This window comes from Bacillus sp. TE9106W, assembly GCF_054062215.1.
Window position 1 is genome coordinate 487547 of the sequence record NZ_JBSSFA010000001.1, and the last position, 24390, is coordinate 511936.

General features: G+C 35.4%; 29 protein-coding genes and 5 pseudogenes. 9 read left to right on the plus strand and 25 right to left on the minus strand.

What is annotated here, in order from left to right; translation table 11 throughout:
• Nucleotides 1–61: 61 nt before the first annotated feature.
• Nucleotides 62–3388, minus strand: coding sequence for a DNA polymerase III subunit alpha (dnaE, locus tag ACVWY7_RS02630; RefSeq protein WP_073522094.1), 3327 nt, complete (start codon nt 3386–3388; stop codon nt 62–64).
• Nucleotides 3389–3430: 42 nt separating this feature from the next.
• Here dnaE and ACVWY7_RS02635 point away from each other — a divergent pair, with 42 nt between their 5' ends.
• Complete coding sequence (locus ACVWY7_RS02635) at nt 3431–3844, plus strand: YtrH family sporulation protein (protein ID WP_002003648.1); 414 nt, start codon at nt 3431–3433, stop codon at nt 3842–3844.
• A complete protein-coding gene (gene ytrI / locus ACVWY7_RS02640) occupies nt 3841–4344 on the plus strand; it encodes a sporulation membrane protein YtrI (protein ID WP_001265737.1) in 504 nt (167 codons plus the stop codon). The genes ACVWY7_RS02635 and ytrI overlap by 4 nt, the downstream gene beginning before the upstream one ends.
• Nucleotides 4345–4395: 51 nt before the next feature.
• Here the strand turns inward: ytrI and ACVWY7_RS02645 are convergent, their stop codons facing one another.
• Complete coding sequence (locus ACVWY7_RS02645) at nt 4396–5328, minus strand: DHH family phosphoesterase (protein WP_000545142.1); 933 nt, start codon at nt 5326–5328, stop codon at nt 4396–4398.
• A gap of 239 nt (nt 5329–5567) precedes the next feature.
• Here ACVWY7_RS02645 and ACVWY7_RS02650 point away from each other — a divergent pair, with 239 nt between their 5' ends.
• Nucleotides 5568–5873 (plus strand): YtpI family protein, encoded by a 306-nt coding sequence (locus ACVWY7_RS02650; RefSeq protein ID WP_001144777.1) that lies wholly within the window; start codon nt 5568–5570, stop codon nt 5871–5873.
• A 7-nt stretch (nt 5874–5880) separates the two neighbouring features.
• On the opposite strand, the pseudogene ACVWY7_RS02655 reads toward ACVWY7_RS02650, so the two are convergent.
• From ACVWY7_RS02655 to ACVWY7_RS02670, 4 genes and pseudogenes are all read right to left on the minus strand, one after another.
• Nucleotides 5881–6144: pseudogene (locus ACVWY7_RS02655) on the minus strand (DUF3949 domain-containing protein).
• A gap of 89 nt (nt 6145–6233) precedes the next feature.
• Nucleotides 6234–6335: pseudogene (locus ACVWY7_RS02660) on the minus strand (phosphotransferase enzyme family protein); the annotation flags it as partial.
• A complete protein-coding gene (locus tag ACVWY7_RS02665) occupies nt 6325–6627 on the minus strand; it encodes a hypothetical protein (protein ID WP_000508804.1) in 303 nt (100 codons plus the stop codon). The gene ACVWY7_RS02665 and the pseudogene ACVWY7_RS02660, both read right to left, overlap by 11 nt.
• 145 nt (nt 6628–6772) lie before the next feature.
• Nucleotides 6773–8086, minus strand: a complete 1314-nt coding sequence (locus ACVWY7_RS02670) for a CBS domain-containing protein (protein ID WP_000201568.1) — start codon at nt 8084–8086, stop codon at nt 6773–6775.
• A 244-nt stretch (nt 8087–8330) separates the two neighbouring features.
• Here ACVWY7_RS02670 and ACVWY7_RS02675 point away from each other — a divergent pair, with 244 nt between their 5' ends.
• Nucleotides 8331–8492, plus strand: a complete 162-nt coding sequence (locus tag ACVWY7_RS02675) for a hypothetical protein (RefSeq protein ID WP_073522097.1) — start codon at nt 8331–8333, stop codon at nt 8490–8492.
• 40 nt (nt 8493–8532) lie between these two features.
• Here ACVWY7_RS02675 and ACVWY7_RS02680 read toward each other — a convergent pair whose 3' ends face one another.
• On the minus strand, nt 8533–9216 hold the full coding sequence (locus tag ACVWY7_RS02680; RefSeq protein ID WP_000868940.1) for a metal-dependent hydrolase: 684 nt from the start codon (nt 9214–9216) through the stop codon (nt 8533–8535).
• A 149-nt stretch (nt 9217–9365) separates the two neighbouring features.
• Here ACVWY7_RS02680 and pepQ point away from each other — a divergent pair, with 149 nt between their 5' ends.
• On the plus strand, nt 9366–10463 hold the full coding sequence (pepQ, locus tag ACVWY7_RS02685; protein WP_456523640.1) for a Xaa-Pro dipeptidase: 1098 nt from the start codon (nt 9366–9368) through the stop codon (nt 10461–10463).
• 27 nt (nt 10464–10490) lie between these two features.
• Here the strand turns inward: pepQ and ACVWY7_RS02690 are convergent, their stop codons facing one another.
• Nucleotides 10491–10865, minus strand: a complete 375-nt coding sequence (locus ACVWY7_RS02690) for a DUF3221 domain-containing protein (protein WP_144508154.1) — start codon at nt 10863–10865, stop codon at nt 10491–10493.
• A 2-nt stretch (nt 10866–10867) separates the two neighbouring features.
• Complete coding sequence (locus tag ACVWY7_RS02695) at nt 10868–11260, minus strand: hypothetical protein (RefSeq protein ID WP_456523641.1); 393 nt, start codon at nt 11258–11260, stop codon at nt 10868–10870.
• A gap of 93 nt (nt 11261–11353) precedes the next feature.
• Between ACVWY7_RS02695 and ACVWY7_RS02700 the strand changes: the two genes are divergently transcribed.
• Nucleotides 11354–12181 (plus strand): DUF2785 domain-containing protein, encoded by an 828-nt coding sequence (locus ACVWY7_RS02700; RefSeq protein WP_456523642.1) that lies wholly within the window; start codon nt 11354–11356, stop codon nt 12179–12181.
• A 14-nt stretch (nt 12182–12195) separates the two neighbouring features.
• Here the strand turns inward: ACVWY7_RS02700 and ACVWY7_RS02705 are convergent, their stop codons facing one another.
• From ACVWY7_RS02705 to ACVWY7_RS02760, 12 genes and pseudogenes are all read right to left on the minus strand, one after another.
• A complete protein-coding gene (locus ACVWY7_RS02705) occupies nt 12196–12402 on the minus strand; it encodes a hypothetical protein (RefSeq protein ID WP_001248905.1) in 207 nt (68 codons plus the stop codon).
• A gap of 63 nt (nt 12403–12465) precedes the next feature.
• Nucleotides 12466–12658: pseudogene (locus ACVWY7_RS02710) on the minus strand (hypothetical protein); the annotation flags it as partial.
• A 135-nt stretch (nt 12659–12793) separates the two neighbouring features.
• A complete protein-coding gene (locus ACVWY7_RS02715; RefSeq protein WP_456523643.1) occupies nt 12794–13249 on the minus strand; it encodes a GNAT family N-acetyltransferase in 456 nt (151 codons plus the stop codon).
• Nucleotides 13250–13320: 71 nt separating this feature from the next.
• Nucleotides 13321–13665 carry a DUF6176 family protein gene (locus tag ACVWY7_RS02720; RefSeq protein WP_456523644.1) on the minus strand — a complete coding sequence of 115 codons (345 nt, stop codon included), beginning with the start codon at nt 13663–13665 and terminating at the stop codon, nt 13321–13323.
• Between the two features lie 2 nt (nt 13666–13667).
• A pseudogene (locus tag ACVWY7_RS02725) lies at nt 13668–14018 on the minus strand (GNAT family N-acetyltransferase); the annotation flags it as partial.
• A 147-nt stretch (nt 14019–14165) separates the two neighbouring features.
• A complete protein-coding gene (locus ACVWY7_RS02730; protein ID WP_033682102.1) occupies nt 14166–15245 on the minus strand; it encodes an RNA-guided endonuclease TnpB family protein in 1080 nt (359 codons plus the stop codon).
• Between the two features lie 5 nt (nt 15246–15250).
• Nucleotides 15251–15652, minus strand: coding sequence for an IS200/IS605 family transposase (tnpA, locus tag ACVWY7_RS02735; protein ID WP_033682100.1), 402 nt, complete (start codon nt 15650–15652; stop codon nt 15251–15253).
• A gap of 162 nt (nt 15653–15814) precedes the next feature.
• Nucleotides 15815–16261, minus strand: a pseudogene (locus ACVWY7_RS02740) (GNAT family N-acetyltransferase); the annotation flags it as partial.
• Nucleotides 16258–16590 (minus strand): cupin domain-containing protein, encoded by a 333-nt coding sequence (locus ACVWY7_RS02745; protein WP_456523645.1) that lies wholly within the window; start codon nt 16588–16590, stop codon nt 16258–16260. The gene ACVWY7_RS02745 and the pseudogene ACVWY7_RS02740, both read right to left, overlap by 4 nt.
• Before the next feature lie 147 nt (nt 16591–16737).
• Nucleotides 16738–16947, minus strand: coding sequence for a hypothetical protein (locus tag ACVWY7_RS02750; protein WP_000540687.1), 210 nt, complete (start codon nt 16945–16947; stop codon nt 16738–16740).
• Nucleotides 16948–17052: 105 nt separating this feature from the next.
• A complete protein-coding gene (ald, locus tag ACVWY7_RS02755; RefSeq protein WP_001219405.1) occupies nt 17053–18186 on the minus strand; it encodes an alanine dehydrogenase in 1134 nt (377 codons plus the stop codon).
• 213 nt (nt 18187–18399) lie between these two features.
• A complete protein-coding gene (locus tag ACVWY7_RS02760; protein WP_456523646.1) occupies nt 18400–19191 on the minus strand; it encodes an SDR family oxidoreductase in 792 nt (263 codons plus the stop codon).
• A gap of 147 nt (nt 19192–19338) precedes the next feature.
• Between ACVWY7_RS02760 and ACVWY7_RS02765 the strand changes: the two genes are divergently transcribed.
• Complete coding sequence (locus tag ACVWY7_RS02765) at nt 19339–19797, plus strand: universal stress protein (protein WP_001066673.1); 459 nt, start codon at nt 19339–19341, stop codon at nt 19795–19797.
• 40 nt (nt 19798–19837) lie between these two features.
• On the opposite strand, the gene ACVWY7_RS02770 is transcribed toward ACVWY7_RS02765, so the two are convergent.
• Nucleotides 19838–20533, minus strand: coding sequence for a hypothetical protein (locus ACVWY7_RS02770; protein WP_001252875.1), 696 nt, complete (start codon nt 20531–20533; stop codon nt 19838–19840).
• Nucleotides 20534–20628: 95 nt separating this feature from the next.
• Here ACVWY7_RS02770 and ACVWY7_RS02775 point away from each other — a divergent pair, with 95 nt between their 5' ends.
• Nucleotides 20629–20808, plus strand: a complete 180-nt coding sequence (locus ACVWY7_RS02775; RefSeq protein WP_000342755.1) for a hypothetical protein — start codon at nt 20629–20631, stop codon at nt 20806–20808.
• A gap of 45 nt (nt 20809–20853) precedes the next feature.
• On the opposite strand, the gene ACVWY7_RS02780 is transcribed toward ACVWY7_RS02775, so the two are convergent.
• The 3 genes from ACVWY7_RS02780 to ACVWY7_RS02790 all read right to left on the minus strand — a co-directional run bounded on the left by ACVWY7_RS02780 (nt 20854) and on the right by ACVWY7_RS02790 (nt 23896).
• Nucleotides 20854–21207: a DUF3139 domain-containing protein gene (locus ACVWY7_RS02780; RefSeq protein WP_000755598.1), complete on the minus strand. Its 354-nt coding sequence runs from the start codon at nt 21205–21207 to the stop codon at nt 20854–20856.
• 98 nt (nt 21208–21305) lie between these two features.
• Nucleotides 21306–22694, minus strand: a complete 1389-nt coding sequence (gene argH, locus ACVWY7_RS02785; RefSeq protein ID WP_073522117.1) for an argininosuccinate lyase — start codon at nt 22692–22694, stop codon at nt 21306–21308.
• The gene (locus ACVWY7_RS02790; RefSeq protein WP_456523647.1) at nt 22691–23896 is read right to left on the minus strand and encodes an argininosuccinate synthase; all 1206 of its coding nucleotides are present in this window, start codon (nt 23894–23896) and stop codon (nt 22691–22693) included. Before ACVWY7_RS02790 ends, argH begins: the two co-directional genes overlap by 4 nt.
• 166 nt (nt 23897–24062) lie before the next feature.
• On the opposite strand from ACVWY7_RS02790, the gene ACVWY7_RS02795 reads away from it, so the two are divergent.
• A complete protein-coding gene (locus tag ACVWY7_RS02795; RefSeq protein ID WP_000759812.1) occupies nt 24063–24380 on the plus strand; it encodes a hypothetical protein in 318 nt (105 codons plus the stop codon).
• Nucleotides 24381–24390 lie beyond the last annotated feature (10 nt).

Below are 24390 nucleotides of genomic sequence, written 5' to 3' on the forward strand. Positions count from 1 at the left end.
TCCAAGTGGTCTGACCACGAACACTACTACTATAATAATCGAAGTGTAGGGAAATTGTCCATTATATTTTCACAACCACATTTTCTTCCCCGACAATTTCACGAAGTGCTCCTAAACATTCTTCACTTGGGTGAATCGATAAACTTCGAGATAATTGTACCATTTTATGTTCCTTTTCATAATAAATTAGTACTTTCGCAAAACCCGAATAGTCAAACAATATTTTAGTAACCTGATTTAAAAGCTTTTTCTCATACTGAGACGGCAATTTCACGTAAACAGACGCATCTTTCTTTTCCTCATACGCATCCATTTCTTCTAACGGATATAGTCCATTTACAATCCATTGCAACTTATGATTTCTAAGCTCAATCGTGCCGTCAACTAAAACAATTGCTCCTTCTTGTAACTTATCTGAGAAATGTATATACGTTTCGGGGAAAAGAACCGCTTCCATTTCATCATTTTGATCACAAAATGTAATAAACGCCATCTTTTGCAACTTTTTCGTACGAATCACTCTCACGCTTGTTATATACACGATAGCTCTTTGTACTTTTTTCTTATGTCGCATCGCCTGAGCGAGAGATGGAATTTCTAATTCTTTCGCTAACTTTACATACTGAGCTGTCGGATAGCTTGATAAATAAAAACCTAGTACTTCCTTCTCTTTATTTAACTGTTCAATAAAGGAGAGCTCTTCTCCTTGTACGTATTTTGATTTCGGAACAGCATCTCCTAAATCACGTGCAAGATTTGCATACTCTAACGCTCCTTTAAGACTTTTCCATAAATTCGTTCTCGAAACACCAAAATCGTCAAAACATCCCGACCAGACGAAAGCTTCTAAATTACGCTCCGTTACGAACTTTGACGGCATACGGAGACAAAATTCAAATAAATCTTCAAACATTTTTTTCTCTCGTTCTTCTAATAATGCCGTCACTGTAGCCATTCCAATATTTCGGATCGAAAGTAAACTGTAACGTATCGCATTCCCTTCTATTTGGAAGTTGTAACCACTTCTCTGAAGAGACGGCGGCAAAACATGAAAACCTTTTCGCTTCGTTTCCCGTATATATTGCACAATCTTATCTTCATTTCCAATTGCACTCGATAATAGTGCCGTCATAAATTCCAGCGTATAATTCGCTTTTAAATAGGCAAGCTGATACCCAATCATACTGTAGGCTACAGCGTGACTTCGGTTAAAACCGTAATTTGCGAATCTTACAATTAAATCGTAAATTTTCTCTGCAGATGTCTCGTCATAACCATTTTGTAAACACCCTTGCACAAAATGCTTACGTTCCTGATCTAAAATATCACGATTTTTTTTACTCACTGCACGGCGTAATAAATCGGCTTCTCCGAGCGAGAAGCCCGCCAACTTCGACGCAATTTGCATAATTTGTTCTTGGTATACAATTACACCGTATGTTCTTTCTAAAATCGGCTTTAAGTCCGGATGTAAATATTCAATTTTTCTTTTTCCATGTTTTGATTCAATAAAGGTTGGAATTTGTTCCATCGGTCCTGGTCTATATAACGAGTTAACAGCAACAATATCTTCAAATTCATTCGGCTTTAACCCGCGAAGTACATTTCGCATACCACTTGATTCAAGCTGGAATACACCTGTTGTATCCCCTCTACCTAACAATTGGAATGTCTTTTCATCTTGAAGTGGTAAATTTCTTATATCGATTTCTTTCCCTGTTTTTTGCACGATAAACTTTATAATATTTTCAAGTAACGTTAAATTACGTAATCCTAAAAAGTCCATCTTGAGCAACCCAAGTTCTTCTAATGCATCGGCCGGATATTGTGTAACATACACATCGTTATGTCCTTCTTGAATTGCAACACTTCCCGTTAATGGCTCTTGGCTCATAATAACGCCAGCTGCATGAATAGACGTATGACGTGGTAAGCCTTCTACACGTTTTGCAATTTCAAACACACGCTCATGCAGAAGATTCCCTTGTATAAATTCACGGAGTGATTGCGATTCCTCATATGCATCTTTTAACGTTATACCAAGCTTTGATGGAATAAGTTTTGAGAATATATCAATATCTCGCGGTGGAACCCCCATTACACGCGCAATATCTCTAATTGCCGCTTTCGCTGCAAGCGTCCCAAACGTTACAATTTGCGCAACACGAAGCTGACCATATTTATCTTTCACATATCGAATCATCTCATCACGTCTTATATCTGGAAAATCGATATCAATATCTGGAAGTGTGACACGTTCGGGATTTAAAAACCTTTCAAATAATAGATCGTATTCAATTGGATCAATATCTGTAATTTCTAATACGTAAGAAACGAGTGAGCCAGCCGCCGATCCACGGCCTGGTCCTGTTAATATATGATTTTCATGCGCATACTTCATAAAATCCCATACGATGAGGAAATAATCACTAAACCCCATACTAGAAATAACGTTTAATTCATGATTCAAACGGTTTATATGTACTTCTTTCGGCGTACCATAACGTTTCTGTAATCCTTCTTCACAAACGCGGCGCAAATACATATCATTCGTCTCGTTAGATGGAACAGGGAATTTCGGTAATTGATTTACATGAAACGGTATTTCTACTCTGCAACGTTCTGCAATTTCTACTGTGTTATAAATCGCTTCTTCTACGTGAGAAAATAGGGCTTCCATTTCATCTGATGATTTTAAATAATATTGATCTGTTTTCAGCCTTGGCCTATCGGGATCTGTCATTTTCGTTCCACTTTCAACAGATAATAAACATTCATGAACAAGTGCGTCACTTTGATTGATGTAGCGTACATCGTTCGTCGCTACAACTGGAATATTTATCCTACTCATAAATACAGGTAATTTTTCTTGCAGAAGCAGTTCATCTTGAATCGCATGATGCTGTAAACTCATATAAAAATTGCCGAACATATTTTGATATGCACGAGCTACTTCTTCAGCCTGACTCTCTTTGTCTTCTAATAATAATTGTTCAATTTCCCCATCTTTACCTGGTGAAATAGCAATTAGACCTTTCGCATAATGCGCCAGCCATTTCTTAGGAATACCTTCTTTTGACTTCGTCATAATGCTACTAGAAATCTTTAATAAATTTTGATAACCTATTTCATTTTCAGCAAGTAAGACAAGCGGATAAGACTTTTCTTCTTCTTCACTAAAAATAGAAGCTGTTAAGCCGATAATAGGATGTATACCATGTTTCTTACATGCTTTATAAAACGGAATAACGCCATACATAACATTTTCATCCGTAATAGCCAGCGATGAATAACCGAGCTCTTTCGCCCTGACTACAAGCTCATCAATTTTACAAGCACTTTTTAATAAACTAAAAACGGTTTGACATTGTAAATGCACAAACTTCACTGTTGTACCCTCTCTTTACCTATTTGACTACTTTTATTATAGGTGAAGAGGAAAGCGGAAATCAAAACATACTTCTTATACTTTGTCCATATATATGAAGAAGAAAGGGGAATGACGATGGATGTAAGAGAACACACTTTTTTCTCTCTGCTTATTATTAGTTATTTTATTGCCTTTGGGGTTATACTTGGTGGTTCATTAATTGGTGGATTTGGTGCATTTCTTATCGGAAAACCAACTCTAACTTACATTAATCAATTCGCCCAAAATTTAAGAATTTGGGCACTCGTTGCAGCGATTGGCGGAACATTTGATACTTTTTATAGTTTTGAAAGAAGTTTCTTTGGCGGAGATATGAAAGATATAGTAAAACAAATTCTCCTTATTTTTTTCGCAACGGGTGGTATGCAAACCGGTCTTATTATTATTAAATGGCTAACGCAGGAACATGTATGAGAGTACCAAGTGCCAATACAGCGAAAAGATGGTATTTAGTTTTAGCTGGCGCTGCTGTTGGGGGCGTGTTGAGCTGGTTTATTTTTTTGTACATATACGGTGTTTTTCAAGAAGAACAAGCTAGTAAAATAGCAGAACAAAGAGAAATTATAGAAAAACAAGAAGCAAAGCTCCACGTCCTTCTCGAAGATCAAGAAAAATTGAATACTGAAAATAAACGGCTCTTAACCATTCAAGAGATTAAAATAAAACTTGTAAATCGAGAAAAATACGATTTAGACAATCTTACACTCGAAAATATGACTACATCTATCCATAATGACCTTCAGCATCTTTTAACGAAAAACATACAAAGTATCGCAAAAAATAAAGACCTACTCAAAAAGGTAATCGAAAACAAGACGTACAAACATTACGATCGGCTATACCGTTTTAAAGTCGATACAATATCTTTTGATACCGTTCTTGAAATTAGCATTACGATAGAGAAAGAAAAATAAAGAAGGAGGGCTTTAGCGCCACTCCTTCTTTTCGTTCTAACATATAATTTCTTATTTACAAATCTCACGTAAATCAGCAAATAGACGATCCGCTTCTTCCCATGAAGATGCTTTTGCACCAGAAGCCATCGGATGTCCTCCGCCGTTATATTGCATTGCTAATTTATTTATAACTGGTCCTTTTGAACGAAGACGAACACGAATCACATCGTCTTCCTCTAAAAATAGAACCCACGCCTTTAATCCATCAATGTTACCAAGTGCTCCAACAACACCGGATGCCTCAGAAGGAAGTACATCAAATTTTTCTAATACTTCTTTCGTTAATTTAATGTAAGCTGCTCCTTCTTCTACCATCGTAAAGTTTTGTAAAATATAGCCGTTTAAACGAGCGATTTTTTCTTTCGTCTTATACATTTCATTGTATAAATCCGTGAATTTCACATCCATATCAACAAGCTCACTTACGTAACGAAGTGTTTTTGCTGTTGTATTCGGGAATAAGAAACGACCTGTATCCCCAACAATCCCCGCTAAAATAAGACGAGCTGCTTCTTTTGTTATTTGTAACCCTTTATCTTTTCCATAATTATAAAACTCATAAATCATTTCACTTGTAGAACTTGCTGTCGTATCTACCCACGTAATATCTCCGTATGGATCTTCATTTGGATGGTGATCAATTTTGATTAACATCTTCCCTTTTGTATAGCGTTGATCATCAACACGTTCTTGGTTTGCTGTATCACAAACGATAACAAGCGCATTTTCGTATACACTATCTTCAATATCATCCATTACTTTTAAGTATGCTAATGACGGTTCATTGTACCCAACCGTATAAATATTTTTCTCTGGAAACGATTCTTGTAGAATGGTACTAAGACCACCCTGTGAACCTAATGCATCTGGATCCGGACGCACATGACGATGAATAATAATTGTATCAAACTCTTTAATTGCTCCTAAAATTTGCTCATGCATATGTATAATCTCCTTTTTATTCAACTTCTTGACTTCAACGTGCAGTAAAAGCCCCATGGATGGGGGCTAATCATTAGCGTGCGGAAACATCCCCACACTAATGAAAGTCTCACTTTATCCTCCATTATAACGGAAAGTATTTCATACATGCGAACAATTGCTTTATAATAAAAATTAGAAAGTTTAGATATTTCTTTTTTCTCCACTATTATTTTCATAAAGCGATGGGAGTGTGCATTATGCCAGTATTAGTCTTCTGTATTATCGTCTCATTTATGTTGTACCTCTTCTACAAAACAAAATACTTTCGTACAAACCGCCCAATGGAGAAAGGTTGGCTCTCAGGAAAATCCGCAATGGCACTCGGTTCATTCGTCTTATTCTTTGGAATAAACCAATTCTTTTTAGAACTTTCAACCGCTCGTATTATCGTTGGTGTCTTATTCGTTCTATTTGGTAGTGCAAGTGTATTTAATGGATTTCGCCAATACAAACATTTCTTACCATTAGCAGTTAAAGAAGCAGAAGTCTATGAAACAACGTAAAAAAGCATCAACACTGTGATGCTTTTTTACGTCCTCTAACTTTTAAAATCATATATGCGACAAACGCAGATGGTATATTAAATGGGTTGCCTTGCACATGAAGATGTAATTATTCTTCTCCAAAAGACATTCTTTCATATAGCTCTCGCTGAGATAATCCTGTTTTTTTCTTTTTTTCATGTAAACCTTGTAAGTATAAATATTGAATCGGTATCATTATAAGAAAGTAAAATAGTGCGATACTACCAAAAAAGAGTACTGTTGATGACATAATGCATACCACCTTCCTGTAATCCATTTTCTTACAATCCAATTGTAACATAACCTAACATCTAATTAAATTAATATTATGTTTTTTAATCAAACAATTGTCTCACCGCATAATTCCTCTTCGACATACTGCATATATCGCCGAATGAAATTACCTGGATTCTTTTTAATTGGTTCAATATCAAGTCTTACGCAGCTTAAGCAATAACTTCAACATCCAATAAAACAATATAAAGTTAAAGAAAAAGCCTAATGGATGAAACGAAAATTCCCATCCACCATAATAAACAAATGTTTCAGCTGGTATACCAAAGTAAAGAAAATCCAGCTCATTTTCTCCTGATATAGGAATAAAGGAACCGATACTAGCAAGAGTCAAACTTACAAAATACAACCTCTTTTTCATACCATCCATTCTTCTATGCGTGAACACATGAATAATGATGAAACATACAAACACTAAAAAGAAGATTATCCCGCCCATTCAATTCCTCCTTATCGATATTGCATTTCCACACCTTTAAATTTTTTCGTATTTTATTATAAATATGAAATGATACGCTATTTATTTTTCATCTCTATCCCTTTAACAAAAAACGGAACAAACCAAAGCGGTCTGCTCCATCTTTTTATTTATCAATTAACTGCACCATAAGTAATGCTTTTCCAACGACATTACCCTCATGATGCACTTCTACATCAACCTTACCAAATTTACGTCCAATTTCTAATACTTTCGGATGAACCGATACAACATTGTCAATTTGAACTGGTTTTACGAAATAAATTGTTAAGTTCTCAACAATTAAATCACTCTTCTTTTGCGCACGAATAACGCGATTCGTTGCTTCTGTCACAATCGTTGCGAATACACCGTAAGATAGCGTTCCGATTGAGTTCGTCATTTGCGGCGTCACTGAAAATTGATATAAATGCTCATTTTTCGCTTCTTTCGGCGTCATAAATTGATTCGTTACAATATCATCGATTGTTTCGCCTACTTGCGGTTGACGCTGAATCATTTGCAACGCCTGAAGTACATCTTGACGGCTAATAATACCTTGCAACTTATTTCCTTCATCAACAACAGGAAGTAACTCAATACCTTCCCACACCATCATACGTGCCGCAGCTGCGACAGACATTTTTCCATTTACCGTAATTGGATGCCTTGTCATTACCTTATCAATTGGTGTTTCTTTTGCAACACCAATCATATCCTTAGAAGTCACAATACCTAATACCTTTTTATTTTCATCAACAATTGGATACCTTCCATGCATCGTCTCTTCGTTATATGCATGCCATTGCTGCACTGTATCATTCGGTTTTAAATATAACGTTTCTTCAATTGGCGTTAAAATATCTTCAACGAGTACAATTTCTTTCTTAATAAGCTGATCGTAAATCGCACGGTTAATTAACGTTGCAACTGTAAATGTATCGTAACTACTTGAAATAATCGGCAGTTTTAATTCATCTGCTAATTTCTTCACATGATCTTCCGTATCAAATCCGCCCGTAATTAACACCGCAGCTCCAGTTTCTAACGCTAATTGATGTGCGTTCGTACGATTACCGACAATAAGTAAGTTTCCAGCTTCTGTATAGCGCATCATCGCTTCTAATTTCATTGCCCCGATTACGAATTTATTTAACGTTTTATGTAGTCCTTCTCTGCCTCCAAGTACTTGACCATCAACAATGTTAACGACTTCTGCATATGTCAGCTTTTCAATATTTTCTTTCTTCTTTTGTTCAATTCGAATTGTTCCGACACGTTCAATCGTACTAACATACCCTTTATTTTCTGCATCTTTAATTGCACGGTAAGCTGTCCCTTCACTTACACTCAAATCTTTTGCAATTTGCCTTACAGAAATTTTATGGCCTACTGGCAGATTATTAATATGTTCTAAAATTTGGTTATGCTTGGTAGCCAAATGGTTTCACCATACTTTCTTTTCCCTAAATTCTTCATGTGTTGTATTTTCAGTATACTATATTTTCAAAACTGTTACACTCTCTCTTTATATATCTGTACTATTTTTTTTATAACAAAATACGCCTTACATTACACCACTACTTCCATTACAACAATGTAATGGTATTGTCATCTCGTTCGATAGTTTGTCCAGCCGCTTCCATATACAATGAAGACAAGAAATAAAACAAAGGAGCGGATATATGATGAAAAAATTATTAGAAATTGTAGGTGCTGTATTTTTAGCTTTCGTAGACGGGAAAAAAGTTGCAATGGAATTGAATGAAACATCTGAGCAGCCACTTCCCAAAAGAGAAGAATCATCAAAACAAATACAACCTTTAAAAGCTATCCTACACACGTAAAAAACCCTTCACTTGTCTTTTCAAATGAAGGGTTTCTTTTCTATAGTGTAATACTTTCTCCAGCTTCTAATACTTTCCCTGTACAATTTTGTAGCTTTTCTACAAATTGATATGGATCTTGTTCAATTACTGGAAACGTATTGTAATGCATCGGTACAACAGTTTTAGCCTGAACCCATTTTGCTGCTAAAACAGCATCTTCTGGTCCCATTGTGAAATTATCACCAATTGGTAAAAATGCTACATCAATGTTATTTAGTTCTCCAATTAATTTCATATCAGAGAATAGAGCAGTATCCCCTGCATGGTACAAAGTTTTCTCTTCTGCTGTAAATAAAATACCCGCTGGCATACCAGTATATGTAATCGTCTTATTTTCTTCATCAATATAACTAGAACCGTGGAATGCTTGTGTAAACTTCACTTTTCCGAAATCAAATTCATGCGAACCACCAATATGCATCGGATGTGTATTTACACCTTGCCAACTTAAAAATGTCGCTAGTTCAAATGGTGCTACAACAACCGCATTATTTTTCTTCGCAAGTTCTACTGTATCTCCAACATGATCACCATGACCATGCGATAAAAGAATCGCATCTACTTTTACATCTTCAGCCTTTAAATCTGTTTTCGGATTTCCTGTTAAAAACGGATCAATTAAAATAACTTTTCCATTCGTCTCAATTTTCACAACTGAATGTCCATGATAAGATACTTTCATTCTTACATTCCTCCCCTTATTACATTCTCACTTTTTATTCTACATGATTTTTCAATTCCCTGTCTTTTCTAACATCTATTTACTTGTCATAACGCTTTCTTCCGAGTTAAAGTTATATTTGTAATTAAATATCTCGGGGGTGCCAATCGATGAATGCTAGATTAGAAAATTTAATGCAATGGCTAAAAGAAAAAAATGTAGAAGCTGCGTTCTTAACTTCTACACCAAACGTCTTCTACATGACAAACTTCCACTGTGAACCACACGAAAGACTTCTTGGTATGTTTGTATTCCAAGAAAAAGAGCCTATTTTAATTTGTCCTAAAATGGAAGAAGGTCAAGCGCGTAACGCTGGATGGGCACATGAAATTATCGGATTTACTGATACTGACAGACCATGGGATATGATTGCAAAAGCAATTAAAGACCGCGGTATCAATGCAAATGTAGTTGCAATTGAAAAAGAACATTTAAACGTAGAGCGCTACGAAGAATTAACAAAACTATTCCCAAATGCAGCTTTCACATCAGCTGAGGAAAAAGTTCGTGAACTTCGTTTAATTAAAGATGAAAAAGAACTTTCTATTTTACGCGAAGCAGCTAAAATGGCAGACTATGCTGTTGAAGTTGGTGTAAATGCAATTAAAGAAGATCGTAGCGAACTAGAAGTATTAGCAATTATTGAACATGAATTAAAAACAAAAGGCATACATAAAATGTCATTTGATACGATGGTATTAGCTGGTGCAAACTCTGCTCTTCCACACGGTATTCCAGGTGCAAACAAAATGAAACGCGGCGATTTCGTACTATTTGATTTAGGCGTAATCATTGACGGTTATTGCTCTGACATTACACGTACAGTAGCATTCGGCGAGATTTCTGAAGAACAAACTCGTATTTACAACACTGTACTTGCTGGACAACTACAAGCAGTTGAAGCATGTAAACCAGGTGTTACACTTGGTGCAATCGACAACGCTGCTCGTTCTGTTATCGCAGATGCAGGTTACGGCGACTTCTTCCCGCACCGCCTTGGTCACGGACTTGGAATTAGCGTACATGAATATCCAGATGTAAAAGCTGGTAACGAGTCTCCATTAAAAGAAGGTATAGTCTTCACAATCGAGCCAGGTATTTACGTACCAAACGTAGGTGGTGTTCGTATTGAAGATGATATTTATATCACAAAAGACGGATCAGAAATTTTAACGAAATTCCCGAAAGAATTACAATTTGTAAAATAATAAAAAGGCAGCTTAATTGCTGCCTTTTTATTTCTCTACTATTTCAAATTTCTCTACTATTTCAAATTTCTCTACTATCATTTTCGCTGGATAACTCTCAAGCGTTTGAGAAGACCATAATTTTATTTTATCCCCTGTTTTCAATTGATTATATGCGTCTTTATCCTTAAAACTCAACACTATATCTGATGGATGCTCTTTATTCATTTGTTGTTCCATATAATGTTGCAAATCTACTTTTGTATGAAACGTTTTATCACCGACAAAAAATATCGTTTCATTTCTTACTATGACATATCCTTCTTCAGGTACTTTTTTTACCTCTGCTTGTTTTGTAGTACACGCTGATAATATGACTAGAAATACACTTAAAAACATAACAATTTTCGTATACCTATTCATTTTCAACTCCTTACTCTAGGCTGTTTCAAATTTAACACCATCTTCTCCTCATACTTATCATCCCATCTAATCACAACTTCTATCGGTTCATCTTTAGATAGAGGCGCACAACTTACACAAGAAGACTTCATTTCAATCTTTGCTCCTTTATGATTTTCTGACGTTTGTGTCATTGTGCTAAAGGCTCCATTAATAGCAATCTCTAAATTTTTAAATTCTGTATTTCCATCTCCGCCCTTATACCGAAATGTAAACATTCCATCTTCACTGTCATCCTTAATATGGCCTTTATATTGTCCCGTCCAACTTTTGCTCTCGCTAGAAAAAGTAAAATACCAAATCGAGCAGCTTCCTAAAAAGAAAATACTAATGAAAAAGAATAATGCTCTCTTCATCATGCCCCTCCATTCAAATGCACTTATTTATTGTCTATTTCTTCCTTCTATTATACTATTAAAATACAGAATTTTCTAAAACAGGAGGTTTATATGTTACAACAACAGTTAGAAGAAATTCGTAATAATAATTACATGCTGGATAACAAAGTTAACATTGATTCTTTAAGTTCCAATATGCTTGAACATATCGGTGTTACTGATAGCTATTTAAGAGACAAACTTATTTACTCTACTTTTTATCATCTCATCAAAAAGGAATACCTTTCACACACGCAATTACAGAAACTACTATTAGAAAGCATCAGTGAAAAATATTTATTGTATAAGATTCATTCGGCTGATGAAGATGCGGTATTTACCCGAGCATTTATAACATTATTAATTGCCCTCATTATTGATGCTGATACAAATCATAATTTCTTATCACAGACTGATATTTCAAATGTAAAAGATCAACTAATTCTATATATGAACAACGAACATGATTTCCGGGGATATGTGCAAGACCACGGCTGGGCACATAGTATCGCTCATGCTTCCGATACATTTGAAGCGCTTGTTCGTAGTCCTAAACTGGAAACTTTATATTACGAAGAAATATTACAAACTTTATTAAACAAAGTCTGTGTCCATTCTATTTACTACAAATATGAAGAAGACGAGCGTCTCGTTTATCCGATTGTGGCAATGCTACAAAATGGTCTAAAGGAAGAAGTACTCCTATTAGCCCTTCATGACTTAGTAGCTCAATTACCCGTCAAAAAACAAACATTACATATTGAATCGTACGAGTTTCTATACGGAAATATAAAATCTTTCTTACGCAGCTTATTTTTCAGACTGCGCAAGCTTTCTATATGTGAAGAAACTGAATGTGAAGTTGAAAAATTGCTACAAGAGCTTCCAAAATATTATTAAAAAAAGAAGGCCACTTAGAAAGTGCCTTCTTCTATTTCACTAATATTTAATTGAAATTTCACGATCCAAACTGAGAAAAGGTGGACAAGAAGCGCAAACGCCATACATGCTCCGCTTAAAAAAGTTAGTATAGGATGCGAATACACGTGCCCTAATCCATAAGATATCGCCACGAAAAACATTGTTATGTAAATATAAATTGCTCCATGTATTTGCCTCATATAAACCTCCTTTTCATATAGTATAACATAAATTTTCTGATTATTCACATTAATAGACTGTAATTAATATTTCTCAACTGTTACACCTCTAACAGCCGCTTTAATATATGGCGCTCCTTGTAAACTTTGTAAATCCTCTGTTTTACCTGTTACAACTACACCTTATATTGGTAGGTCTTTTGGTTTTCTGTTTTTTATTTCTTTATAGTCTGTCCTAAAAGATTCTTAATATCCCACTTTTATTTTCACTTAAAGATATCCAGATACAGCTTTTCTACATTTTTATCATAATAAAAAGCACATCTATTTTGATGCGCCCTTCACATATACTTTAGTAACATATAAATCATTTTTTGAAACAAAAACTCTCACTCATCTCTCTCCATACTATCTATGACTTAGTTGCCATAATAATTGAACGAGGATAAAACCCCAGCTTTTCATAAAACGATATAGCTTCATTTCCGTACACTACTGTTAATTCAATTTCATCTATCTTCTTCGCTTTAAACCATTCCACTGCACTATTCATTAATTTCAAACCAAATCCGTTTCCTCGGTGTTTTTCATCAACGAATAAAACTTCAATCTTTCCGTTTACACTTTTGCTATATGCTATACAACATCCTAATATATTATCTGTTTCCGTCTCAACTAATAATTCAATTCTATACTCTCCGTACTTTGAATTTTGTTTATAATTTTCAATACGTTCCTCAAATGACATTCTTGGATAGTCACCAGAAAAATGTTCTGATGTATTATTATGATATTCATGCAATTTATTTAAAGGTTCTCTTATTACTTCTATTTCATCGAGAGTGATATATTTATTACTAATTCTCATCCTACAGCATCTCCAATAATGTATATTCAACCAAAAAGATGACCATTTTACGGTTACAAAATACCAATCTATTATTTCATCGCGTCCTTCACAATATCTTGAATCATAACGACTTCTGTTTTCATATCAACAGAGGAGACTTCTTCATCAATACATTCATACCAAAATTCCAAATGCTTTTTATCAATTTCATGATGAGAATTTTCGACAAGAGCCCCGCCTTCTCCTTGCACAGAATACCAATATAAGTACTCTTCTCCATCTCTTATTTCCCGGAAAATTGTCTCAACGTACATCTTTTCGTCGTTTAATGTCAAAAGCACTTCTCTCATATTGTCATTCAGAAGCTGCATCCATTCATCTACACGATGACTTTTATCAGGCTTCACTTTAAATCTCGTTAATTCCACATTCATTTTTATTCCCCCGTTTTCTTCCGTACAAATAATCTATATTCTATTGGATTATGAAAACTTAATTTGCTAGCTAATTTTCGCGAAGAAGTATTGTCTACATAACAATCCCAGCACGGTGTAATATCATTTTGCATGCAATGTTCAATAAACCTTGCTGCAACAGCTTGGGCTAATCCTTTCCCTTGATATGCTTTATGCGTCACAATATCAATTTTAGCAAATCCGTTTCCACTAAATATTGAAACACATTCCGCTACAATCATTCCCTCTAGTTCTATACAAAATCCAAAACCATCGTTTAAAAATGTTTCTTTTGATCCCCAATATTCTTTGTAGTACTCCTCTTTGAGACTCCCACGACTAAAGTCGCAAGCCCTAATCCTTACGGATTGACGGGTGGGATTCTTGAATGACTAAACGTTCGCAGTCCATTTCTGTTTTGAACAGACTTCAAGATGAGGGCATCTCATTGCCCCTCCTAAGACAGTGCGTATAGCATCTTAGGCTGATTGACTGTTACCATCAATCACAGTTGCGTAGCGAATATTCATCGCCCCAACAATATCACGATGTTTCTCAAATCCACATCGGCACTTGTATTTTCTGTCTGGTGCTTTGTTCTTTTCAGAACATTTCGGACATGTTTGACTTGTATAAGCAGGGTTCACATATTCTACCTTAATACCAACTAAATTCGCTTTGTATTCAATGAATTGTTCTAAACGATAGAATGACCAAGTGTGTAGATTTTTCTCGTTTTTACGGCTTGTTCTTGCCGTCTGTCTAATATTCGTTAGTTGTTCTAAACGAATAACAGAAATGTTATTATCGGTTGCAAAGTCAATGATTTCACGACTTACTTTGTGGTCTTGGTCTTGCATCCATCTTTGTTCTTTATCATCAAGTTGTCGAATGGCATTTAATTTCTTATTTTCACCTAACTTCTTACGAACACTACGAAACTTACGTTTCATATATTTGTTTTGTCTACCATTGCCGAAGAAACGAACTTTATCATCGTCTGTGATGGCTACCGCAGGGACTTTAAGACCTAAATCTACCCCTAAAATCTTCGTTCCTGTTTTTTCATTTGTAGGAATCGTGACAGATATTTGAGCAATCCACTTATTAGATTTCTTCGTGATACGAAGTGTACCTAACTTGTGTGTTAACAAATTAAAATTGCGATTATATTTATCAGTTAATAAAGCACGAACCTTTAAGCGAGTTGATTTTCCATTTACCATGAGTGGAACTGAAATGTGCGTGAAGTCAAACGAATAGTTTTGATTGTTCCATACACAAACAGGTCTCTTTAGAATCGGAATAACTTTGTATTTACTTTTTTTCACCTTTGTAGAAAACACACTTTTAGCGTCTTTAATTGCTTGGTTCTTCACTGCGCTTGGAAGATTAGCTTCAACATCTTTTGTACTTTTCTTAGTGCTCTTCTTCGCTTCAGCCATTTCAGATACAAGTGTATTAATGACTTTGATATACTCATAGCTACTTTGTTCCAACAACTGAATTTGTTCTTTTGTTGGAAGCAATTTAACTTTGACTGTGATTGTTTGTGACACAATTTTCACCCACTCGTCTTTTGATTTTCAACATACTGTTTAATTGTCTCAGTCGATACATTTCCAGCAGTAGAAACAAAATAGGAACGTGTCCATAGACTTGGCAAGTGTTGAAGATGAGGAAACTCTCCTCTCAAACGCTTCGATGTCACTCCTTTAATTTTCGCCATTGTGTCAGCAGGACTAAGTGTTGGTAGTGTATTTAAGAACAAGTGAACGTGGTTTTTGTCGCATTCCATTGCGACAATAGCAACATCCATTTCTCCGCATATTTCTTGAACCAACTCTTTGAAACGTTCTTCTACTTTTGTGTTAAGAAAAATCTTTCTTCTGTATCGCGGGCAAAACACAAAATGGTAGTTAATTAATGACACAGTTGTTTTGGTTCTTCTATAATCATTTATCATATTCACATTGTATCAGTTTTACTTTTAAACTACACCACAAAAGATACCAATATTTTGGATACTTAAAGTACCACAAACTTAGCGATTTTTAGTGGTACTCCGTATCCAACCTCACTTTCATCCCATGCCTAAAGGCGATGGGCTTTCCCGTTCGGAAAGGGCTGTAAATTCACTGCTTCGTTCTATATATCTTCTATCAATACGCTTCACTTCATATGTATTTTTGTTACAATCCCGTTTTCTCTCTTCAAAGATTACGCTTTGAAACTTCATTCGCGGGATGTTTCGAAGTACATGACTAAAACGTTCTTCTATCATCATTTCCCACTCGTCACTCGAAGAGAACAATGTAAATCTCTTCTCTGTTTTTTCAATAGCCTTTTTTATAAAAGAAAATAAATCTTCGTTGTAATTTTGATCATCCGTATGACCAAATACATAATAAATACCATTCGCTGTACGAATTAGTCCTGCTGTTAACTTCTCGTTTACAAAAACATCACCATCTATCACTTGATCACATACCGCATAAGCAAACGTCGTCGTTTTTGTATGGCTTTCTAAAATCGGAAGGATTTTTCTATACTCAGCTACAGATAATTTTTTCATAATTGCTCCACTTTAATCGTATCCGCCTCTATATGTTCAAAACAAAGATTTACCGTTCTCTTTAATGCTCTCGTTCTATGAATCGTACATGCTGGAATTAAAATAGAATCATTTGGCTTTAATACCGCTGTTTCTCCATCTTCAAAATCAATAAGTAACTCTCCCTCTAGCACAATAAATAATTCATCCGAATTAGAATGATAGTGCCAATCATATTCACCAGTAAATACAGCAATTCGTAAGCAATGACTATTTATATTTGAAACGACGAAGTTTTTATGTTGATCTTTAATGTCTTTTGTTAGCTCTATTAAATTTATTTTTTCCATAGAATCTCTCCCCTTTACAACCCTTTATATACTTATCTTAAAATTAGCATAAGAGGTATTTTACTAACAAGAAAAAAATCCCATATTCTGAAATCAAAAAAGATCCCTAATCTTTCCTAACTATAAGAAAAATTAAAGATCTTTTTTTTATTTTATCGGAAATGTACTATCTCCAGCAGAAAGTACACCTTTCATATAACCTTTTGCAAAATCAGGCAATCCAATAATAAGTACTGCGGTTACAATTCCAATACCAATACCTCTTAGTTTCGGATTATTCTTCTTTTTACCTAAAATCATTGTAATAATTCCTGCTATAAGCAAAACAAATGACAAAATATCATAAATATACCCCATGTCGTGCCTCCCATTCTCATCCTAATTTCTTATTATCTATATTATAAGATGTTTTTATTTTAAATAAAAGCCCTCCTAAAAAAAGGAAGGCTACATATATTTTAATTATGATAAAGCAGGAGCTTTTTCAAGAAGCTCTTTTGCATCAGCGTATTGTAAACCGTGAGCTTCTGCAACCGCTTCGAATGTTACATATCCATCTAATGTGTTAATACCTTTTAATAATGCAGTGTTGCCTAGGCAAGCATCTTTATAGCCTTTGTTCGCAATTTGTACTGCATATGGTACTGTTACGTTTGTTAATGCAAGAGTTGATGTACGTGGAACCGCACCTGGCATGTTTGCAACTGCATAATGAACAACGCCATGTTTTTCGTAAGTTGGGTTGTCATGAGTTGTAATACGGTCAGTTGTTTCGAAAATACCACCTTGGTCAATCGCGATATCTACAACGACAGAACCTGGTTCCATTGATTGAATCATTTCTTCTGTTACAAGTTTTGGCGCTTTTGCACCTGGAATTAATACTGCACCAATGACAAGGTCAGATTCTTTTACAGCTTCTGCAATGTTGTATGGATTAGACATTAATGTTTTTACTTGGTTACCGAAAATGTCATCTAGTTGACGAAGACGTTCTGCACTTAAGTCGATGATTGTTACATCTGCACCTAAACCTACTGCAATCTTCGCTGCGTTTGTACCAGCTTGACCACCGCCGATAATTGTTACTTTGCCGCGTTTTACCCCTGGAACGCCTGCAAGTAGAATACCTTTACCACCTTTGTTTTTCTCAAGGAATTGTGCACCGATTTGAGCAGACATACGACCTGCTACTTCACTCATAGGTGCAAGTAATGGTAATGAACGATTGTCTAATTGTACTGTTTCGTATGCAATTGATACAACTTTGTTATCAATTAATGCTTTCGTTAATTCTGGTTCTGGAGCTAAGTGTAAGTATGTGAATAAAATTAAACCTTCACGGAAATAGCCGTATTCACTTGCTACTGGCTCTTTTACCTTCATAACCATATCTTGATTCCATGCTTCTTCAGCAGTTTCAACAAGTTTCGCACCAGCTTGTACGTATTCTTCATCCGTAAAGCCAGATCCTAAACCTGCTCCTTTTTGAACAAAAACTTCATGACCATTTTGTACTAAATGTACTGCTCCCGCTGGCGTCATTGCCACGCGGTTTTCATTGTTTTTAATTTCTGTTGGAATACCGATACGCATGATTAGTTCCCCCTTGAGTTATGAAATGACCCCTGAATCATTTTTTAAAGCGCTTTCTACGCTCTTATATTTTAACATAATATCTCAATATTTGACAAAAAATAATACAAGTTTTCCGATAGATTTAATTTTATATTAAAGGACAGTATTATCCGCACCTATCAGCATAAAGGATAAACTATCCAATTATTCGAAACTTCACTTTATTTTTCTCTATCGATGTCTATGAATAACATCTACTGCACCAGTTACTTCAATAATTGTACCGGTAATCATATCGGAATCTTCCTCGCATAAAAACGAAATCGTTCTTGCGATATCTTCACCTGTTCCAGATCTACCAATTGGTGTTTTACGTTCTTTCAACTGACGTGCTTCTTGAATTGTCGCTTCTTTCATTTCACCAATAATATCACCAGGACATACCATATTTGCAGTAATACCATATTCTGCTTCTTCGTAAGCAACAGTTTTCGTTAATGAAACAAGTCCTACTTTCGCTGCTGCAAAAGCTGAACGATAAATCCATCCCGGTGCACTATCTGCCCCTTGGAATCCGTAATTAATAATACGGCCAAAGTTCTGTTTTCTCATAATCGGAACGACAAGCTTCAACAAATGAAATACAGCTGTTAAATTACCCTGAATCATTTCATTCCATTCATCTTCTTCATAATCAACTAACTTTTTTCGTTCAAATACATATGGACCAGCATTATTAATTAAGAAATCAATTTTGCCAAAACGGCTTATCGCTTCTTCTACTATTTTATGTAAATCTTCCTTTTTCGTGACATCCGCTTGCACGAATTGTAGACGCTCTTCCATATTTTTATATGTTTCTTTCATCTTTTCCATAGCCGTTATATCGCTATGATATGTTACTGTTACTGAATAGCCTTTAGCCAATAACTTCTCTGTTACTTGCTTTCCTAAACCTTTCGTACCGGCTGTAATGAGCGCATGTCTCACAAAACTGCCCCCTTTTAAATTGCTATAGTTCATATGTAACAAGTTCTCGCACCAATTACAACTAAAATGAATCAAAACAGAGTTTTCGAAATTCTGTAACGTTTCTGGCAAGCACATTACCAAAATTTGTTTTATAATAAAGTTGTAAACGGTAATAAAAATGATTGGGAGGAATTTACTATGAATAATACATATACAAATATTTTAATCGCGGTGGATGGTTCTAAAGAAGCAGAAAAAGCCTTTAAAAAAGCAATTCAAGTCGCAAAACGCAACAATGCAACATTAACTATTGCTCATATCGTTGATGTAAAAGCATACTCAGCAGTAGAAGCTTATAGCCGTGCAATTGCTGAACGTGCAAATCTATTTGCAGAAGACTTATTAGAAGACTACAAAAAAACTGCGCTTGAAGCTGGCCTTGAAAAAATTGAAACTGTATTAGAATTTGGTAATCCTAAATCAAAAATCTCAAAAGAAATCGCTCCAAATCATAAAGTAGATTTAATTATGTGTGGTGCAACTGGTTTAAATGCTGTTGAGCGTTTCCTAATTGGTAGCGTCTCTGAACATATTATTCGCTATGCGAAATGCGATGTCCTTGTTGTTCGTGGTGATGAGGAGCAAGGTGAGCTTTAATTTATAAATAAAACACCAAGTCACATGGGCTTGGTGTTTTTCATTTCACATATTTTACTAGAAATACAAGACAAGCTATAACAGCAACGGTAATTGCCAATATATAAGGAGGTAGGAACTTCAAAGACCATAACGCCATCATAATTGTCGCAATCGTTAAGTACGCTTTCTTTGCATCTTCTGTCATTTTTTTACGCAGGCAGAATACATACAAATAACCGATTGGCGGCGTAATAAAGCAAAGAACATATATGATTTTTGATTTCAAATACCATTTTTGTTCTCCAAGTTTCTGTATATCTTCTTCTATTCTCTTATGCTCTTTTTCTCTCGCTTCTTCTACAAGCGGATCTTCCTCTTCTCCTCGCTTTTCCTTCATATAAGGAAGAAAATGCATGAAAAAATAGTATGCAAATACGAACGCTCCAAATCCAATATTTACTCTTTCTAATGGAATATTCTCACTAAAAAAAGCAGCGGTAATCACTAAAGAAAAACAATACGTTGTTATCCAAAATGAACGTTTTCTCTTTTTTCGTTCCATTTCTTTTTTATTTTGTACATGTTTTCTTTTCGAAAGCCATATCGAAATACAGCAATCTACTACAAATAAAATAAAGATAAAGATTCCAACGTGTACTGTTTCTACGTCCTCAAATGAAAAGATATTTGGGAATGCAACGTGTAATACAATTAATGTGTACAAAATTAGCGCTATAAAATAAATACGTCTCATTTTCCATCCCTTTCTTATTTCCTAACATTACATTAACATACATTTTTTAGAAATAGACGGACAAAATATATATGTTTAAAAAAGGAGGGTGCCACATGGATGATTCTGAACGTATTATTTTAGATGTGAATGGGAAAGAAATCGAAATGTTAGATACGATTCGCGCACATTTTAGAGAAACACATGGAATTGAGCTAAGTAATGGTGCATTACTGCGAGATTTAATGGATATTGAGTATATTCGAATTACGGAAGATCGACATAAGTATGATTAAAAGAAAAACGACTGCAGGCGAATGCCATCAGTCGTTTTTCTTTCTTTATTTAAGCTCTTGATGCTTCCCGCCCATACCACCTGGCTCATTGCTATCTTGGTGTACAGTTACTTTATTTGTTTTCGCATCTTTCGAAACTCTATATGTATATGATTCGTTTGGTTCATCTTTAAACTGTACATTCATACCGTAAGAACCGATTTTACTATAAAAGGCCGGTTTTATGTACGAAATATCACTTTCTTTATATCCTTTTTCTTGCAAGTGCCACATCGTTGCGATAATCGCTTCCTCTCGTTTTACTTGTTCACCAGCAAAGATATATTTGTCCAAGAGAAATACTTTAACATTTGCACTTAAGCTAATTAACAGTAAAACGATAAATATTACTTTTTTCATAGACTTCCCCTAAATTGTTATTTTTCACTATATCATAACTTAAATACTAGTAAAAAAGAAAGTACGCCAGACTTTAACAGACTGGCGTACTTTTCAACTCAATTCTTAATAGCTTCTTTCGTTAATCCTTTCGCCTTCTCCAAAGCTTTTTCAATTTGCTCAAACCCAGTCCCGCCAGCACTGTTACGACGCTTTACAGCTGCATATGGTGACAGCACTTCATACAAATCTTCTTCAAATAGCGAGCTCATTTCTTTATATGTTGCAAGTGGGACATCTACTAAATAAATTCCTTTTTGTGTACAGTGTAGCACTAGCTTCCCAACAATTTCATGAGCTTGACGGAATGGTAGTCCTTTACTTGCTAAGTAATCGGCAATTTCTGTTGCGTTAGAGAAATCTTGCGTTACAGCTTGCCCCATGTTTTCTTTGTTTACAGTCATCGTCTCTAACATGCCTGCCATAATATGAAGGCAGCCTTCTACTGTTTTCACTGTATCAAACATTCCTTCTTTATCTTCTTGCAAATCTTTATTGTAAGCGAGCGGCAATCCTTTCATGACTGTAAGTAAACTAAATAAATTACCGTACACTCTGCCTGTTTTACCACGAATAAGTTCCGCCATATCTGGATTTTTCTTTTGCGGCATAATGCTGCTTCCCGTTGCATATTGATCGCTCATTTCAATAAATTGAAACTCTTGGCTACTCCATAAAATAAGTTCTTCGCAAAAGCGCGATAAATGCATCATAAGCATAGATGAGTTACTGAGGAACTCCAGTATGAAATCACGATCACTTACTGCATCTAAACTATTTTCATAGATTCCATTCAATCCAAGAAGCTCCGCACTATATTCTCGATCAATCGGGAATGTTGTCCCAGCTAACGCTCCTGCTCCTAATGGCGAAATGTTAATACGCTTTAACGAATCTTCATAACGATTCACATCGCGCTCTAACATCCAAAAGTAAGCGAGAATATGATGTGCAAATGAAATTGGCTGAGCACGCTGTAAGTGTGTATAGCCAGGCATAATTGTCTCAATATTATTTTCTGCTTGATGAACAAGAACCGTTTGCAATTGTTTTGTAGCTTTAATAATATGCTCTACTTTTTCTTTTAAATATAAGTGCATATCTGTCGCTACTTGATCATTACGACTTCGGCCAGTATGAAGTTTCCCTCCTACTTCACCGATTTTTTCAATTAACATCTTTTCGATATTTAAATGAATGTCTTCCGCTTCAACGGAAAAATGCAATTTATTTTGTTTCGCTTCTTCTAATAAATATTGAAGACCTATCTTTATTTTCTCTGCTTCTTCTTTCGTAACGATGCCTTGCTTTGCTAGCATCGTTACGTGCGCAATACTCCCGTTTATATCTTGATTTACTAATTGTTGATCGAAGGAGATGGATGCCCCGAACTCTTCAACCCACGCTTCCGCTTCTTCTGTAAAACGTCCGCCCCAAAGTTTGCTCACGCTTCCACCTTCTTTTGATTCACTTGACTGTATACTTTCGTCGGTAAACCGAATAATGAAATGAACCCAACTGCTGCATCATGATTAAATTCATCCTGAGCAGTATATGTTGCTAATTTTTCATCGTATAAAGAGTACTCAGATTTACGCCCTTCTACAATTGCATGACCTTTAAATAATTTCACACGCACCGTGCCTGTTACATTCTTTTGCGTTTCTTGTAAGAAAGCATGAAGCGCTTGTTTTAAAGGCGAGAACCATAAACCGTTATAAATAAGCTCTGTTATTTTTTGCTCAATCATCGGTTTAAAATGTGCTACTTCTTTTACAAGTGTTAAATCTTCAAGTTCTTTATGCGCCGTAATTAATGTCATTGCTGCTGGGCATTCGTATACTTCACGCGATTTAATACCAACAAGACGATTTTCTACGTGATCGATACGTCCAACGCCATGTTTTCCAGCAAGTGCATTTAACGTTTTAATAAGTTCTGAAAGTGGATATGCAGTGCCATTTAAAGTATTCGGTACGCCTGCTTCAAAGCCAATTTCTACAAATTCTGGTTTATTCGGTGTGTCTTCTAATGCCAATGTCATCTCATATGCATCTTCTGGCGGCGCTGCCCATGGATCTTCTAAAATGCCGCATTCATTGCTGCGTCCCCATAAATTTTGATCGATTGAAAACGGGCTATCTAAATTAATTGGAATCGGTACATTATTTTCTTTTGCATAGGCAATTTCTTCTTCACGTGACCATTTCCATTCACGTACAGGTGCAATTACTTCTAAGTAAGGATTTAATGCTTGAATAGAAACTTCAAAACGAACTTGATCATTCCCTTTCCCTGTACATCCGTGTGCAACTGCAGTCGCTCCTTCTTGTTCTGCAATTTCTACTAATTTCTTTGCGATAAGTGGACGAGATAACGCCGAAACGAGAGGATATTTCCCTTCGTATAACGTGTGTGCTTGCATCGCCATCAATGCATATTCGTTCGCAAATTCTTCTTGAACATCAATCATATATGATTTAATTGCACCTACTGAAAGTGCCTTTTCTTTTACAAATGCTAAGTCTTTACCTTCCCCCAAGTCTAAACAAAGCGCGATAATATCATAATTCTTCTCTTGTAACCATTTAATTGCAACGGAAGTATCAAGACCTCCGGAATATGCTAATACAACTTTTTTCTTCTTCATTTTGCATCCCCCTAAAGAATAAATATTCATTTTCTTTTATAATAATTCACACTTTAACACCTTTTACAAAATGTATCAAGAGCCATTTTCAAATTTTTTCAAACAATTTCGTCGAACTTCTTTCTGTTTTTTTGTACAATATAAGCAGGAAAACGGGGGTGAACTTATGAAAAAGTATTTCTTATACGATGAACATCTAGGAATTGAAATTCCGCATTTACAAGAAGACTGGGAGGATATCCCCGAAAAAATGCAGCATGCAATTTTATTAAAATGGGAACAAGTTCGCGGAAAAATTCCTGATCGTATAAAAGAAATCGAACATTATATTAATGCAAAACAGCATCATTTAAATAACGAGGAAGACTTCGAAATTTCTTGCAAACTGAATTCAGAAATTGCCGATCTCGCCTCCATCATTAATGATCTTTGGCTTTGGTATCGACTCACTCAAAACGTATCTGAGGGAAAAGCACACCAATAAAAAAAGCATG